General features: G+C 65.6%; 12 protein-coding genes and 1 pseudogene. 12 read left to right on the top strand and 1 reads right to left on the bottom strand.

From position 1 onward, the window contains the following. Positions 1–214: 214 nt before the first annotated feature. The 12 genes and pseudogenes from dnaN to JQ580_RS10520 all read left to right on the top strand — a co-directional run bounded on the left by dnaN (position 215) and on the right by JQ580_RS10520 (position 13864). The gene (dnaN, locus tag JQ580_RS10575; RefSeq protein ID WP_212279982.1) at positions 215–1333 is read left to right on the top strand and encodes a DNA polymerase III subunit beta; all 1119 of its coding nucleotides are present in this window, start codon (positions 215–217) and stop codon (positions 1331–1333) included. A gap of 120 nt (positions 1334–1453) precedes the next feature. Continuing rightward, positions 1454–1808 (top strand): annotated as a pseudogene (locus tag JQ580_RS10570) (DUF559 domain-containing protein). Positions 1809–1893: 85 nt separating this feature from the next. Further along, the gene (gene recF, locus JQ580_RS10565; RefSeq protein WP_212279980.1) at positions 1894–3030 is read left to right on the top strand and encodes a DNA replication/repair protein RecF; all 1137 of its coding nucleotides are present in this window, start codon (positions 1894–1896) and stop codon (positions 3028–3030) included. Between the two features lie 123 nt (positions 3031–3153). After that, positions 3154–3897, top strand: a complete 744-nt coding sequence (locus tag JQ580_RS10560) for a hypothetical protein (protein ID WP_212279978.1) — start codon at positions 3154–3156, stop codon at positions 3895–3897. A gap of 157 nt (positions 3898–4054) precedes the next feature. Continuing rightward, positions 4055–6211 (top strand): hypothetical protein, encoded by a 2157-nt coding sequence (locus JQ580_RS10555; RefSeq protein WP_212279976.1) that lies wholly within the window; start codon positions 4055–4057, stop codon positions 6209–6211. Between the two features lie 391 nt (positions 6212–6602). After that, positions 6603–9038, top strand: a complete 2436-nt coding sequence (gyrB, locus tag JQ580_RS10550; protein ID WP_212279974.1) for a DNA topoisomerase (ATP-hydrolyzing) subunit B — start codon at positions 6603–6605, stop codon at positions 9036–9038. Positions 9039–9062: 24 nt separating this feature from the next. Beyond that, on the top strand, positions 9063–9200 hold the full coding sequence (locus JQ580_RS10545) for a hypothetical protein (RefSeq protein ID WP_212279972.1): 138 nt from the start codon (positions 9063–9065) through the stop codon (positions 9198–9200). 36 nt (positions 9201–9236) lie between these two features. After that, a complete protein-coding gene (locus JQ580_RS10540; RefSeq protein ID WP_212279970.1) occupies positions 9237–9704 on the top strand; it encodes a hypothetical protein in 468 nt (155 codons plus the stop codon). Between the two features lie 132 nt (positions 9705–9836). After that, on the top strand, positions 9837–11132 hold the full coding sequence (murA, locus tag JQ580_RS10535) for a UDP-N-acetylglucosamine 1-carboxyvinyltransferase (RefSeq protein ID WP_212279968.1): 1296 nt from the start codon (positions 9837–9839) through the stop codon (positions 11130–11132). 206 nt (positions 11133–11338) lie between these two features. Further along, the gene (locus JQ580_RS10530) at positions 11339–12733 is read left to right on the top strand and encodes an MATE family efflux transporter (protein ID WP_212279966.1); all 1395 of its coding nucleotides are present in this window, start codon (positions 11339–11341) and stop codon (positions 12731–12733) included. Further along, positions 12730–13230 carry a DUF2867 domain-containing protein gene (locus tag JQ580_RS10525; RefSeq protein ID WP_212279964.1) on the top strand — a complete coding sequence of 167 codons (501 nt, stop codon included), beginning with the start codon at positions 12730–12732 and terminating at the stop codon, positions 13228–13230. Before JQ580_RS10530 ends, JQ580_RS10525 begins: the two co-directional genes overlap by 4 nt. Further along, positions 13214–13864: a 2-hydroxychromene-2-carboxylate isomerase gene (locus JQ580_RS10520; protein WP_212279962.1), complete on the top strand. Its 651-nt coding sequence runs from the start codon at positions 13214–13216 to the stop codon at positions 13862–13864. The genes JQ580_RS10525 and JQ580_RS10520 overlap by 17 nt, the downstream gene beginning before the upstream one ends. A gap of 1 nt (position 13865) precedes the next feature. Here the strand turns inward: JQ580_RS10520 and JQ580_RS10515 are convergent, their stop codons facing one another. Next, the gene (locus JQ580_RS10515) at positions 13866–14981 is read right to left on the bottom strand and encodes an FUSC family protein (RefSeq protein WP_212279960.1); all 1116 of its coding nucleotides are present in this window, start codon (positions 14979–14981) and stop codon (positions 13866–13868) included. Positions 14982–15113 lie beyond the last annotated feature (132 nt).

The raw sequence follows: 15113 nt of genomic DNA, 5'->3' as shown, positions 1-15113 counted from the left end.
GATTTCGTCTGGGAGGTAATCGTGGGAATCGCGCGGAACTGGCCTCCAATCCCTTGAATCTGGAGGCCATTCGCGCCACCTTGCGCGACCCTGACGGCTTTGGTCATATCGGCTGGATGGTCGGGCTTTCCGGGGTCTTCGGTGCCGTGGCGCGCGTCCCGCCGCCCGGCCTTTCCAACGCTGTGTTTTTCTTTGGGATCGGGCGAGTAGTGCAATGAAGGTTACGGTCGAACGCGCGCAACTCCTGAAGTCGCTGGGCCATGTCCATCGCGTGGTCGAGCGCCGCAACACGATTCCGATCCTCGGCAACGTGCTGGTCCGGGCCGAGAACGCCAAATTGTCGCTGAAGGCGACCGACCTCGACCTCGAGGTCACGGAGACGCTGCCGGCGGAAACCGCGACCGCGGGCTCCACCACTGTGCCGGCGCACATGTTCTACGACATCGTGCGCAAGCTGCCTGATGGATCGCAGATCGTGCTGGAGGCCGACGGCGACCGCGCGGTGTTGGCGATCCGCGCCGGCCGCTCGCGCTTCACGCTGCAGACCCTGCCGGAGAATGATTTCCCGGATCTGGCCGCTGGCGACATGTCGCATTCGTTCTCGCTCGCCGCCAAGGACGTCAAGCGGCTGATCGACCGCACCCAGTTCGCGATCTCCACCGAGGAGACCCGCTATTACCTCAACGGCATCTATCTGCACGCCGCAGGCACGCCCAAGGCCGCGACTTTGCGCGGCGTCGCCACCGACGGCCACCGCCTCGCCCAGCTCGATCTGGTACAGCCCAAGGGCGCCGAGGGGATGCCCGGCGTGATCGTGCCGCGCAAGACCGTCGGCGAGGTGCAGCGATTGATCGAGGACACCGACGCCGAGATGACGATCGAGCTGTCGCAGGCAAAAATCCGCTTCACGATCGGCAACGTCGTGCTGACCTCGAAACTGATCGACGGCACCTTCCCCGACTACGGCCGCGTCATCCCGCAGGGCAACGACAAGAAGCTCATCGTCGACAAGAAGGACTTCGAGAACGCGGTCGACCGCGTCTCGACGATCTCCAGCGAGCGCGGCCGCGCGGTGAAGCTGTCGCTGTCGCCGGGCAAGCTGGTGCTGTCGGTGACCAATCCGGATTCCGGCAGCGCGACCGAAGAGCTGGAGGTCGAATACGCCTCCGACGCCCTCGATATCGGCTTCAACTCGCGCTATCTGCTCGACATCGCCTCACAGATCGAAGGCGACGTCGCAACTCTCCGGCTCGCCGATCCCGGCTCCCCGACCCTGGTGCAAGACCGCGACGACAAGAGCGCGCTGTACGTGCTGATGCCGATGCGGGTGTGAGTGTGAGGCAGCGGCTTCTCCTCCTCTCAGCGAAAACGCGATGCACGTTGTTGCGTCCTCTCCCCTTGTGGGAGAGGACAGCTCCGCCGGCGGACACAAACTCAATCAGGTGAGGGGTTGGTGCCGAAGGATCCGTCGCATCGGCCCGTCCCAAAATCTCTCCGTCAATTTGCGAAGACTATGCGCCGCGAACCGGCGGATGCCGAAGCCGCAATGTGGCGCCTGCTGAGAGACCGCCGTCTCTCCACATTCAAATTTCGGCGGCAGGTTCCGTTCAGGAATTACATTCTCGACTTTGTCTGCTTCGAGAGTCGAGATCGATGGAAGCCAGCACGCAGAATCACAACGCGATGTCGCTCGTGACGCCGCCCTCTCCGCGGAAGGCTTTTCCATCGCGCGTTATTGGAGCAATGAGGTGCTACAACAGCCCACTTCTGTGTTGGAAGACGTCCTTGCAAAGCTTGCCGGGCGGTAAGATACCCCTCACCCGTCGCCTCACTTCGTGAGGCGCCACCCTCCCCCACAAGGGGGGAGGGCTCAGAGCGTGCCACAGCCCAAATATGACCCCCTCCCGCATTCATCGCCTGACGCTGACGCATTTTCGCAATTATCGGGCGGCGGGGCTCGAGACGGCGGCTGACATGGTGGCGCTGGTCGGGCCGAACGGGGCGGGCAAGACCAATTGTATCGAGGCGATCTCGTTCCTGTCACCGGGGCGCGGCCTGCGGCGCGCCACGCTGGAAGACGTCGCCGACAACCAGGGCGACGGCTCCTGGGCGGTGTCGGCGCAGGTCGAGGGCGCGGTGGGGCTGGCGACGCTCGGCACCGGCATCGATGCGCCACGGCCGGACAGCGCCGTGAGCCGGCGCTGCCGCATCGACCGCGAGCCGGTGGGTTCGGCCAGCGCGTTCGGCGACCATATCCGCATGGTGTGGCTGACGCCGGCGATGGACGGGTTGTTCATGGGCGCAGGCTCGGAGCGGCGGCGCTTCTTCGACCGCCTAGTGCTGGCGATCGACAGCGAGCATTCCAGCCGCATCAATGCGCTGGAACGCTCGCTGCGCTCACGCAACCGCCTGCTCGAGACCCGCAATTACGACGACCATTGGTGTGACGCGATCGAACGCGAGACGGCGGAGCTTGCGGTCGCAGTCGCGGCAACGCGCGGCCAGACGGCAGCGCGGCTCACCGGCATGCTGAATGCGCGGGCGCAGGCCTCCGCCTTTCCCTCGGCCAGAATCGCGCTCGACGGCTGGATGGAGAACGCGCTGCTGAGCGAGACGGCGACGTCGGTCGAGGACCGCTATCGCCAGATTTTGCGCGACAACCGTCCGCGTGATGCCATTGCCGGCCGTACCACCGACGGTCCGCACCTCACCGATCTCCAGGTGATCTATGCGCCGAAAAGCATGCCCGCGCGCGATGCGTCCACGGGCGAGCAGAAGGCGCTGCTGATCGGGCTGGTGCTGGCGCATGCGAGCCTGGTTGCCGAGATGACCGGCATCGTGCCGCTGCTGCTGCTCGACGAGGTCGTCGCCCATCTCGATCCGAACAGGCGCGCCGCGCTGTTCGACGAATTGCGCAAGCTCGGCGCGCAGGTGTGGCTGACCGGCGCGGACCCGGCCGCCTTCACCGAGATCGGCGCTGGAGGCGAAGTCTTCGACGTCGAGGGCGGACAGGTCTCGTCCCGCCGCTAGGCCTTCGGGTTGAACCCGCCCTGTTCCATCAGCGACTAGCTGTCTGACGCGGCGTCGACGGTGTTGCCGTCGTGCAATCGCGCAGGATTTCACACACACACACGCGATGCTTGGAGCGTAGGCATGACGACGGTAAGGCATGGAGCAAGAGCTCCTGCGCGATGGCAACTCCTTGCATGCGGCCTCGCTTTGTTGGCGAGCTGCCTGCTCGCGGCAAGCGCCGGAGCCTGGGTATCGAATTTGTCGCCGCTGTTTTCGACCGCGCTTGCGCCGGATCCTGATGCGCGGTTGCCCGCGCCGACCCGCTACCTCTACCGGGGAATTCACACCACCGTAATGCCCGGCGTCGAAGCCCCGCTCCGCACCCGGCTCGAAACCACCGTGCCCGCTGAGCTCGGCGACGTCCTCGGCTTCTATCGCACGGAGCTTGGCAGGCTCGGCTGGCAGGAACAGTCCAATGGGGCGGTGATCGCAACCGGTCATGCCCGGCTCGCCTTCGCCTCTCCGCTGGGGCCGGCCACACTGGAGCTTGCCCGCAACGACGGCAGCACCTCGGTTCATTTCGTGCAGAAGAACGCCGATGCAGCGACCAGGGCCAACATCATGCCCGAACCCGGCCAGGCGAAACTGGTGTTCAGCAATATCAGCGGGAGAGACGCCGCGCTCACGATCAATGCACGAACGGTCAAGCGAACCGCGGGCGCCAATGCGGTATCGCTCGATCTGGCGCCCGGCAAGTATACCTACGAACTGACCGTACCGGACCATTCAGCGACCACCAACGTCCTCGACCTTTCCGCCGGCGATACTTGGGAGCTCACGATCGGGCGCGACGGCAACGCCTGGCCGCCGCTCCAGCTGTATTGAGCCGATGCCTGCCTGATCAGGCCCGTGACGCTGCTCGTACGCCCTCCGTTGAACCTCTCCGGTTCCCATCGCGACTTCTCGTCTGAGGCCGCGCGCCGAGGTGTCGCGGCCTGCCCATGCGCAGGGCGACGCGCGCGCAACAATCAGGAGATTGACGATGCGGATGATCCCGCTTGGGGCGCAAGTCCCGGCAAGATGGCTGTTGCTTGCCTGCGGCGTTCTCGCGATGGCGATCACGTCGTATCCGGCGCACGCGGCAGACGAAAGCTTCGTCGACGTCCATACGCTGCCGCGACTGGACGGCGCGGTGGAGGATACTTCGCGCCCGGACACCTATCGCCTGATCTACACCGTCCCGACCGCGCTTGCCGCCACGTCGGACGCCACGAAGAAGCTGCTGAGCGCCGACGGCTGGGTGCCCTATGTGTATCCGCTGGACGAGAAGAGTGCCGCGCTGACCTTCAAGAAAGGACGACAGGGGCTGCGCGTCTCCTTCACACAGGCGCGCGGGCGCACGGACCAATCCGCCGTGTTCTACACGCCGAACCGGATCTACGCGAACGTGCCGTTCCCGGACGGCGCGACCGATCTCGTTTACGACGAAACCCGACCCTATCTCGGCTGCATCGCACCCGGCGCGTTCGAGACGACTTCGGAGTTCTTTGCGAAGGAGATGGCGGCCATGGGATGGCGCAAGCTCACGCCTGAAACGTCATCGCGCCGGCCGAGCGCCGATCTTGACGGGACCGTCCCGAACGGCGTGCGCGTCTTTTACGACCATCCCGAGCGCGACGCGACGCACATCTACCAGAAGCCGGTGGTGCTGACCCTGACACGACGCGACGACGGCCGCACCAATGTCGAGATCCGGGTGGCGCCGTTCGCGCTGTCCCAGGATCTCGAGGCCGACGACGACATGGCCGGCCTGCCGCGGCCGAAGCCGACCAAGTCGGCGAGAGGCCTTGGCAGCGCAAGCTCCAACAAGCGGGAGATGTCGGCCGCCGCGATGGCCGAGCTGCCCGCCGTGCTCGCCTTCTATCGCCGCGAGCTCGCCGCGCGCGGCTGGCGCGAAGACGGCAACGCGCCGCTCGCGCCCGGCGACGAGATCGCGATCAGCATCTCATCGGCGGAGGAGACCGGCGTGATGCGGCTCGGCCGCAAATATGATTTCACGATGATCAGTCTGACCGCGCAGGTGAAGGACTCCGCACTTGCGGCCCGCGCCAAGGCGAAGAAAGAGGCGGACGCGAGGTTCCTCGGCGATGCTTTGGGGGCGGCTCAGCAGCTCATGGCCGCCGATGAGGCCAGGCGCAAGGTGCAGGCGGGCGCGCTGTCCGATGCGCCGCTCAATGCGCTCGCCGACAGCGAGACGCCGGTGCCGCTGCCCGAGACCGCCGAGAGCGTGAAATTCGAGGGCGACGACGGCCATCTCGAATTCTCCTCGACCTCGAGCGTCAAGGCGCTCACCGCGTTCTATCGCGCGTCGCTCAAGTCCGTCGGCTGGAAGGAGCAGCCCTCCGTCATCAACCAGCCCAACATGGCGATGATGAACTTCGCCAAGGCCGGCAAGTCGATCTCGATGACCGTGATGCAGATGGGACCGAAGGTGAATGTCCGCGCCGACGGATCGGGCCTGGTGATGGCAGCCGCGAAGCCGACGGCCAGCGCGGAAGTGCAGGCCAAATCCGCCGAGACGCTCAAGCTCGATCCTGAATCCCAGCTCCCGGTACCGATGCAGCGATCATCGAAGTCGCTCGCCACCACCAAGATGCCGGGGAGCGAGATGCCGTTCCGCCGCGAGCTGGCAGCCAGCATTCCGGCCCCGCTCGGCGATGTCCTGGCCTTCTACCGGGCCGAGCTTTCCCGGCTCGGTTGGGAGGAAAAGGCCGACGGCGCCGCTGTGTCCGCCGAACGCGCGCAGATCGACTTCACCTCGCCGCAAGGCCCAGCCGTGCTCAAGCTCGGCCGCGCCAAAGGCGAGACCACAGTCAGTCTGGCGCAGAAGAATCCGGATGCCGCTGCCAAGGCCGAGATCATGCCGAAGCCCGGCCAGGCCAGGCTGATGCTCGGCAATATCGGGGCGAAGGAGGCGTCGCTGACGATCAACAAGCAGACGGTGAAGATCGCAGCCGGCGCCGGTGGTCCGCGATCGCCGAAAGGCCCGATGCTCGACCTGCCGCCGGGCACGTATCAGTACGCCCTGCGCATGCCCGGGCGCCCGGCCCATACCGAGACCCTCACCGTCGCCGCAGGTGACGCCTGGGGCCTCATGGTGGGGCCGAACGGCGACGTGCTGCCGCTGCAGATGTATTGAGGCTGCTGCGCACCGGTCTCCCTGTATCGTCATGGCCGGGCTTTTCCCGGCCATCCACGTTCCTCGGTCCGCCTGGCCTAGGGATCGTGGATGCCCGGGACAATCCCGTCGTGAAGAAGGCACACGCGTGCCTCAAAAAGCGCCTCGAGACACCTTCCCTGACCCGCAAAAACCACGCCGTTCAACGCCGAAACACGCCTCCGAATCGGGCTTTTTGCAGCCCCCGAAATCGGCCATCAGAAGCCTTGAAAACCGGCCAAAAAACCCCATTTTGTCAAAGGCTTGACGGAAGATACTTTGCGCTAGGCGCAAGCCCTCTTTCGTGGCACAAATAGCTCGCAAATCAGCGCCTTTTGCGCAGCTGATTCGGGCGACATCTCGAAGGCCTCTCATGACAGAACCAGCTCGGCAGCAGCCTGCCGAAAACGAGCCCTCCAACCCGAGTGACTACGGCGCGGAATCGATCCGCGTGCTCAAGGGTCTCGATGCCGTCCGCAAGCGTCCCGGCATGTATATCGGCGACACCGACGACGGCTCGGGCCTGCATCACATGGTCTACGAGGTCGTCGACAACGCGATCGACGAGGCGCTCGCGGGCCACGCCACCCGCGTCGACGTCATCCTCAATGCGGACAATTCCGTCACCGTGCGCGACGATGGCCGCGGCATCCCCGTCGACATCCACAAGGGCGAAGGCATCTCGGCGGCCGAGGTGATCATGACCCAGCTGCACGCCGGCGGAAAGTTCGACCAGAACTCCTACAAGGTTTCCGGCGGCCTGCACGGCGTCGGCGTCTCCGTCGTCAACGCGCTGTCGAGCAAGCTCGGCCTGCGGATCTGGCGCGACAACAAGGAGCATTACATCGAGTTCGCACATGGCGATGCGGTCGCACCGCTCAAGGTCGTCGGCGATGCGCCGGGCCGGCGCGGCACCGAGGTGACATTTCTCGCCTCGGGCGAGACCTTCAAGAACATCGAATATGATTTCGCCACGCTGGAGCACCGGCTGCGCGAGCTCGCCTTCCTCAACTCCGGCGTCAACATCGCGCTTTCCGACATGCGACACGCGGTCGAGAAGCGCGAGGAGATGCATTATTCCGGCGGCGTCGAGGAGTTCGTCAAATATCTCGATCGCAACAAGAAGGCGATCGTGCCGGCGCCGATCATGGTGCGCGCGGAAGCCAACGGCATCGGCGTCGAGGCCGCGTTGTGGTGGAACGACAGCTACCACGAAAACGTGCTGTGCTTCACCAACAATATCCCGCAGCGCGACGGCGGCACACATCTCGCCGGTTTCCGCGGCGCGCTGACGCGCCAGGTCAACGGTTATGCCGAGGCCCATGCCAAGAAGGAAAAGATCGCGCTGACCGGCGACGATTGCCGCGAAGGCTTGACCGCCGTGCTGTCGGTGAAGGTGCCGGACCCCAAGTTTTCGTCGCAGACCAAGGACAAGCTGGTGTCCTCGGAAGTGCGCCCCGTGGTCGAGAACGTCCTCAACGAGGCGCTGCAGGCCTGGTTCGAGGAACACCCGTCCGAAGCCAAGATGATTGTCGGCAAGGTGATCCAGGCCGCCGCTGCCCGCGAAGCCGCGCGAAAGGCGCGCGAACTGACGCGCAAGAGCCCGCTCTCGGTCTCCTCCCTGCCCGGCAAGCTCGCCGACTGCCAGGAAAAAGATCCGGCCAAGTCGGAGCTCTTCATCGTCGAGGGCGACTCGGCAGGCGGCAGCGCCAAGCAGGGCCGCAACCGCGAGTTCCAGGCCGTGCTGCCGCTGCGCGGCAAGATCCTCAACGTCGAACGCGTGCGCCCTGACAAGATGCTGGGCAGCGAGCAGATCGGTACGCTGATCACTGCGCTCGGCACCGGCATCAGCGACGAATTCTCGATCGAGAAGCTGCGCTATCACAAGATCATCGTGATGACGGACGCCGACGTCGACGGTGCCCACATCCGCACGCTGCTGCTGACCTTCTTCTACCGCCAGATGCGCGAAATCATCGACGGCGGCTACCTCTATATCGCCCAGCCGCCGCTGTATAAGGTCAACCGCGGCAAGTCCGAGCAGTACCTCAAGGACGAGCGGGCGCTGGAGGATTATCTGATCGACACCGGGCTCGACGACTGCGTCTATATTCCCGGCACCGGCGGCGATCGCACCGGCCGCGACCTGCGTTCGCTGATCGACGACGCCCGTGCCGTTCGCGGCATCCTGCGCAGCCTGCACACCCGCTACAATCGCAAGGTGATCGAGCAGGCCGCCATCACCGGCGTGCTCAACAAGGCGATCTACGGCGATCCGGAGAAAGCCGCCGCGGCCGCGCAATACATCGCCGCCCGCCTCGACACGCTCGCCGACGAAGTCGAACGCGGCTGGGTCGGCCAATACGTCGAAGGCCAGGGCTTCCAGTTCGAGCGCACGGTGCGCGGCGTCAAGGAAGCGGCTCTTATCGACGATGCCTTCCTGGGCTCGGCCGAAGCCCGCAAGCTCGACGAGTACACGGTGAGGCTCCAGGACGTTTATGCCCGCCCGGGCAAGCTGCGGCGCAAAGACGTCGAGCACATGGTCTACGGCCCGGTCGACCTGTTCGAAGCCGTCACCGACGCCGGCCGCAAGGGCGTCACGCTGCAGCGCTACAAAGGTCTGGGTGAGATGAACCCGGAACAGCTCTGGGAGACGACGCTGGACACCAATGCGCGCTCGCTGCTGCAGGTGAAGGTCAAGGAGGTCGACGAGGCCGACGACATCTTCACCAAGCTGATGGGCGATGTCGTCGAGCCGCGCCGTGACTTCATCCAGGAACATTCGCTGAGCGCGACGATCGACATCTGAGGACGGTTACTTTGAACGGTCGTCATGGCCGGGCTTGTCCCGGGCATCACGTTCTTCTGTGCATGCGGCAAAGGCGTGGATGACCGGGACAAGCCCGACCATGACGATGTGGATGCACACGGGCTGAACCTCACCACCCGCCATCGCGACGAAACGGCATGAACCCAGCGGCCAATTCCGGCCGGGAAGCGTCGTGCCATGACCAGCTCTGCGACCACCAGTCCCGCCCTCCCCTCCCGCCGGCTCGGCGTGATCGGGAGCATCGTCGGCGTGCTGGCGCTGGTTGCGGCCGTGTTGCCGCATTGGGTGATACCTGCGATCTACCCGCCACCGCCAGCGGACAAAGTGATTGTCGACACCGGCCATCGCCTGAAGGATCGCCTGATCGCGCGCGTCAAGGGCGCCGAGTACCAGGCCCCGCCTCGGGAGAAGTCGACGGCAAGCCAATTGAGGGAAGCATCCTCGATCGCGGCGATCTCGCTCGGCCTGCTTGCCATCCTGCTCTCGGTCCTCGCCCTCGTGTTTCGCGAAGAGAGGCTGCTGGCGGGCGTCGCGGCCGCACTCGGGGCCGGCGCCATTGCCGTCGAAATCTCGTTCCTGGCCATGGGCGTGCTGATGCTGATCGTGATCCTTTATGTGGTGGCGAATATCATCGGCCTGTTCTAAACGCCGGTCCGAAAAGGATTTCTTCGGCCACCGGATGGCCTTCCGCCGCGACAAGTGCGGAATTGCTCCCCTGCTCGATTCTCTGTAGTTTCCGCCCGAAACAGCCCACCCATCAGGACAGCGAGACTCCATTTGGCGCCCATCCAATACATCGTCGAGGGCGGTCACCGGCTCTCGGGCTCGATCGAGCCGTCCGGCAACAAGAATTCCGCGCTGCCGATCATCGCCGCGGCGCTGCTCACCGAGCATCCGGTGACGCTGGAGAACGTGCCGCGGATCCGCGACACCGAGACGCTGGTCGAGCTGATCCGCTCGGTCGGTGCCTCCGCGGATTGGACCGGGCGCAACACGCTTCACATCCATGCCAAGAGCATCCGTGCCGCCGATCTCGACCCCGAGCTGTGCGTGCGTATCCGCGCCTCTATCCTGCTCGCAGGCCCCCTGCTCGCGCGCTGCGGCGAAGTGATGCTGCCGCCGCCCGGCGGGGACGTCATCGGTCGCCGCCGGCTCGACACGCATGTGCTGGCGCTGGAGCAGTTGGGGGCCAAGGTCACCGCGACCGACCGGCTCGAATTCCGCGCACCCAGGCTGTCCGGCGCTGACGTGTTCCTGGACGAGCCGAGCGTCACCGCGACGGAGAACGCGCTGGTGGCGGCGGTTGCCGCCGACGGCGTCACCTATTTGCGCAACGCGGCCTCCGAGCCGCACGTGCAGGATCTCGCCAATTTCCTGGTCGCGCTCGGTGCGAAGATCGAGGGCATCGGCACCAACACCATGATCATCCATGGGCCTGCGACGCTGGGTGGCGCGACGTACCGGATCCAGCCCGACCATATCGAGGTCGGCTCGCTGATCGGGCTTGCCGCAGTGACGCGCTCTCCCTTGCGCATCACCCGCGCCGGCGTCGAGCATCTGCGCTCGATCCGCATGGGGTTCGAGCGGCTCGGCATAGTCTGCCGCGTCGAGGGCGACGACCTGATCGTGCCGTCGAACCAGACGCTCAAGATTCAGGACGATTTCGGCGGCCATGTGCCAAAGCTGGAGGACCAGCCCTGGCCGGCCTTCCCGGCCGACCTGATGTCGATCGCAATCGTCACCGCCACGCAGTGCGAGGGCGTGATCCTGATGTTCGAGAAGATGTTCGAATCCAGGATGTTCTTCGTCGACAAGCTGATCGCGATGGGCGCGCGCATCGTGCTGTGCGACCCGCACCGCGCCATCATCGCCGGCCCCAGCCGCCTGCATGGCGCGACCATGACCTCGCCCGACATCCGCGCCGGCATGGCCATGTTGCTGGCCGCCGTGTGCGCACAGGGCACCTCCACGATCAACAACGCCGACCAGATCGAGCGCGGCTACGAGCGGATCGAGGAGCGGCTGAACGCACTGGGCGCGAAGATCACGCGCGTGCCGGAGCGGAAGGGCTGATGTTCTTCTTCCTTCTCCTGTTGTGGGAGAAGGTGGCGCAAAGCGCCGGATGAGGGGTTCGCTCGGCAAGTCCAACTCTATCGAGTTCGCGGATAGATGCCCCTCACCCGTCTCGCCGCTCCGCGGCGAGCCATCTTCTCCAACAAGGGGAGAGGGTAAGAGAGACGGGCCATGTTTTCGTCGCCCGGCCGTGCTACTGAGCCGACATGCTCGATACCGTCCAGCCCCGTCCGCAGCCGCAAGCCGGCGTGCCGCCAAATCATCTCGCCGAAGAGTTCGTCGAGACGCTGCGGCTGGCCGTGCCGATGATGCTGACCCAGCTCGGCCAGATCGCGATGATCACGACCGATCTCGCGATGATCGGTCATCTCGGCGAGAATGCAGTCGCCGCGGCGGCACTGGCGCACACGGTCTATTTCGTCAGCTTCACCTTCGGGCTCGGGCTGGTGACCGCAGTATCGCCGCTGGCCGCACAGGCGTTTGGCGCGGGCGACGTTAAACGGCTTCGACACGCCTTGCGCGTCGGCCTGTGGGTCTCGTTCCTGATCTCGCTGCCGATGATGGCGTCGCCGCTCTACGGCGAAAAGATCCTGCTTGCGCTCGGCCAGGCACCGCAATCGGCCGCGTTCGCCCAGCGCTATCTGAACGGGCTGGCGTGGGGCATCGCACCGGCGCTCGGCTTCATCGCACTGCGCAGCATGATGAGCGCCGTGAACCGGCCGCAGGTGCCGCTGTGGATCACGCTGGCGGCGATCCCGGTCAATGCCGTGCTGGTCTATGCCTTGATCCACGGCCTGTTCGGCCTGCCGGAGCTCGGCCTGTTCGGCGCGGGGCTTGCGACCACGCTCGTCAATCTCGGCACTTTTCTCGCCGCGCTCGCCATCGCCGCATGGCGAAGGCCTTTTGCCGATTACCAGCCGCTTGCGCGGCTGTGGCGGATCGACTGGCCCCTGATGCGGCAGCTCATCGCGATCGGGGCGCCGATCTCGTTCTCCCTTCTACTGGAATACGGCTTGTTCTCGTCGGCCGCGCTGCTGATGGGATTGATCTCGACGACGGCACTCGCCGCGCACCAGATCGCGCTCCAGGTCACGGCCGTACTTTTCATGGTCCCGCTTGGCATCGGCATGGCCGCCACGGTGCGGGTCGGCCATGCGTTCGGCCGCAACGACCCGGCCGCGGTGCGGCGCGCAGGCCTCGTCGCAGCCCTGCTCGGAATCATGTTCGTTGCCGCGCTGACCATCGCCATCATGTTCGGCCGCTACGAGCTCGGACGGCTGTTTTTTGGCCGCGGCGAGGCCGGTGCGGCAACCGTCGAGCTGACCGCGACGCTGCTGCTGGTCGGCGCCACGTTCTTCATTGCCGATGCGCTCCAGACCATCATGGGCGGGGCCCTGCGCGGAATCAATGACACCAGGATGACGATGGTGTTCGCCGCGATCGGCTATTGGTGCGTCGGCTTTCCCGCCGCCTGGTGGCTCGCTTTCCACGCCGATCTCGGCGCCGTCGGCGTCTGGATCGGACTGTCGATCGGCTCATTCGTCTATGCCGGCTTGTTGATCTTGCGCTTCCGGATACTGACGCGCAGACTGGCGACATGATCGGGACAGTCCACGAAGTCACGCCTGATGTCGATGCCGGCTCGGTGCTGGCAGGTGCGCAGTTCATAGACGCGTTCCGCGTCGAGATTGGCGCAGCGGCCGTGAATGCGCGCGAGGCCTGCACGAGGATGGTGCTGCACGGGCCGCGCTGGATCGACATATTGATACGCCTGCGCAATATCCTGGTGAGCCCGTTCGGGCTGAAGACATCGGGAGAAGGCGCGCCGGCCCCGGGCGGGCTGATCGGCCTGTTTCCGGTGCTGAGCGAGACGCCGGAGCAGCTGGTCGCCGGTTTTGATGATTCTCACCTCGATTTCCGCATCGTGGTCGCTGTCGCGGGCACGGCAGCGGACCGCCAGGTGACCTCGACCACGCTGGTGCGGACGCATAATCTTCTGGGCCGTACCTACCTCGCCCTCATCATGCCCTTTCACAAGCTGGTGGTCCGCAGCATGATGCGGCGGATCGTGGAGCCGGCCGATGACCCTGTCAGTTGATCTTTTTTTCTCCTTCCGCAGCCCGTTCAGTTATCTGGCGCTGCCAAAGACACTCAAGCTGGTCGAAGAGTATGATCTCGCCGTGAACCTGCGGCCGGTCTATCCGCTCGCGGTCCGCGTGCCCGGCTTCTTCAAGAAGGCCAGCCCGAATTTCATTCGCTATGTCGTGCTCGACAGCACGCGCGTGGCGCAGCACGAGGGCATCCCGTGCCGCTTTCCCCGGCCCGATCCGATCGTGCAGGACAAGACGACATTCGATGTCGCGGCCGAGCAGCCCTACATCCACCGGCTCACCCGGCTGGGCGCCATGGCGCAGCTCGAGGGCCGCTCGCTCGCATTTAGCTTCGCGATCGCGCGTGTGCTGTGGGACGGTTCGGTGGCCGGCTGGAACGAAGGCGATCACCTCGCGCGCGCCGCCGAGAGCGCGGGCTTCGACCTGGCCGCGATGGATGCCGCGATCAGCGCCGATCCGGATCGCTACGAGCAGGTCATCGCGGAGAACGAAAAGGACCACGCCGCCTCCGGCCATTGGGGCGTGCCGACCTTCGTGTTCGAGAACGAGCCGTTCTTCGGCCAGGACCGCATCGATCTGCTGGTGTGGCGCATGCAGAGCAAGGGACTGGCGAAGCGGTAGCTTACTCCGCCACACGCACCGACTTGTCCGCCGCGGCCTCCGACCATTCGCCGACGACGCGGTCGAGGTCGCAGAGATTCTGGTGCATCTGCTCCAGCGAAAAGCCGATGGCGAAGAAGCGCTCGGCGGTGTCGCCGGAATGACCCCGGATCAGGCCGTCCTTGCGCACCGCGGCGACCGCCTCGGCGTAGTGCTCGACTGCGACGTGGACGGGATGGATCGGCGGCGCGCCGGCGCCTTGCCGCATGGCCGCGGCAGCCGATCGCAGGAAATGTGCGATGACGGTCGAGACTTCCGTCAACGGCCCGGCGAGCCGCGTCTGCACCTCGATCGGCAAAGGCACCACGGTGGCGCGGCCGATCATCACGACATCGTGGCGCAACCGCAGGACCGTTCGCAGCAGCGGACCGGTGTCGGGCCCGCTCGACAGCCGCGCGGCGCGCTCGCGCTCGGCTTCCGCGCCGATCGCGTTGAGACCGACCATCGCGGTGCCGATGCCGTCCTGGATCCGGTGCAGCGCGTCGTTGTCGCGGCCCCGGGTGAGGCCCGCGAGCAGCTCGGTGAAGGCGTCCGCAATCAGCTCGAGCAGGATCGCCGCGCTGGCACGGATCTGCCTTACCGCCCGCGAGGGCAGCACCAGGAACGAGACCAGCAGTCCCGTGATGGCGCCGACCCCGACCTCGCTGACGCGGTCGATCGCCGAAGTCATGGGATCGGAATGGTGCATGGTCGGAACCAGCAGCACGATCACGGCCGTCACCGTGGCGGCGCTGAGGCTCGGATTGATCGCGGCGACAAAGGCGAGCGGCGCGACCGAGAGCACCAGCAGACCCAACAGGCCGGCTTCGCTGGAATAGGGGATCAGGATCGCAATGGCGCCGCCATAGATGGCACCGCCGATGGTGCCGAGCAGATAGTCGCGCGTCGCCTTAAGCGAGCGCCCGACACTCATCTGGGTCACGATCAGCGAGGTCAGGACCGCCCAGAGCGGCAACAGCAGATGCAGCGCGGTGGCCAGCGCATAGGCCGCGGTCGCGGCCACCGTGACCCGGATTGCCAATCCCAGTTGGGTCCGCCGCAACCTGATCCGCTCGAACAGCTGTTTTGCGAGTGCCATCGTCTGAGGTCTCGATTCTCTCAAATCCGAACCTTTTGGAGCCGGCAAAAGCATGGCTGATGCCCGCGGCCGCAAGGCCGCTTGAAAGGCCAAATCAGCCCGCCTAACTTGCGCGCCAAAACGAGGAAACAC

Origin of the sequence: Bradyrhizobium sp. SZCCT0148 (genome assembly GCF_018129985.1) — a bacterium.
Taxonomy (GTDB): domain Bacteria; phylum Pseudomonadota; class Alphaproteobacteria; order Rhizobiales; family Xanthobacteraceae; genus Bradyrhizobium; species Bradyrhizobium japonicum_H.
Note: the sequence above shows the minus strand (reverse complement) of the source record. Positions and strands in the feature narration are given on the sequence as shown.

Coding starts and splice junctions, on each gene's coding strand:
- dnaN (WP_212279982.1), top strand. CDS start 215: ATGAAGGTTACGGTCGAACGCGCGCAACTCCTGAAGTCGCTGGGCCAT.
- recF (WP_212279980.1), top strand. CDS start 1,894: ATGACCCCCTCCCGCATTCATCGCCTGACGCTGACGCATTTTCGCAAT.
- JQ580_RS10560 (WP_212279978.1), top strand. CDS start 3,154: ATGACGACGGTAAGGCATGGAGCAAGAGCTCCTGCGCGATGGCAACTC.
- JQ580_RS10555 (WP_212279976.1), top strand. CDS start 4,055: ATGCGGATGATCCCGCTTGGGGCGCAAGTCCCGGCAAGATGGCTGTTG.
- gyrB (WP_212279974.1), top strand. CDS start 6,603: ATGACAGAACCAGCTCGGCAGCAGCCTGCCGAAAACGAGCCCTCCAAC.
- JQ580_RS10545 (WP_212279972.1), top strand. CDS start 9,063: ATGGCCGGGCTTGTCCCGGGCATCACGTTCTTCTGTGCATGCGGCAAA.
- JQ580_RS10540 (WP_212279970.1), top strand. CDS start 9,237: ATGACCAGCTCTGCGACCACCAGTCCCGCCCTCCCCTCCCGCCGGCTC.
- JQ580_RS10530 (WP_212279966.1), top strand. CDS start 11,339: ATGCTCGATACCGTCCAGCCCCGTCCGCAGCCGCAAGCCGGCGTGCCG.
- JQ580_RS10525 (WP_212279964.1), top strand. CDS start 12,730: ATGATCGGGACAGTCCACGAAGTCACGCCTGATGTCGATGCCGGCTCG.
- JQ580_RS10520 (WP_212279962.1), top strand. CDS start 13,214: ATGACCCTGTCAGTTGATCTTTTTTTCTCCTTCCGCAGCCCGTTCAGT.
- JQ580_RS10515 (WP_212279960.1), bottom strand. CDS start 14,981: ATGGCACTCGCAAAACAGCTGTTCGAGCGGATCAGGTTGCGGCGGACC.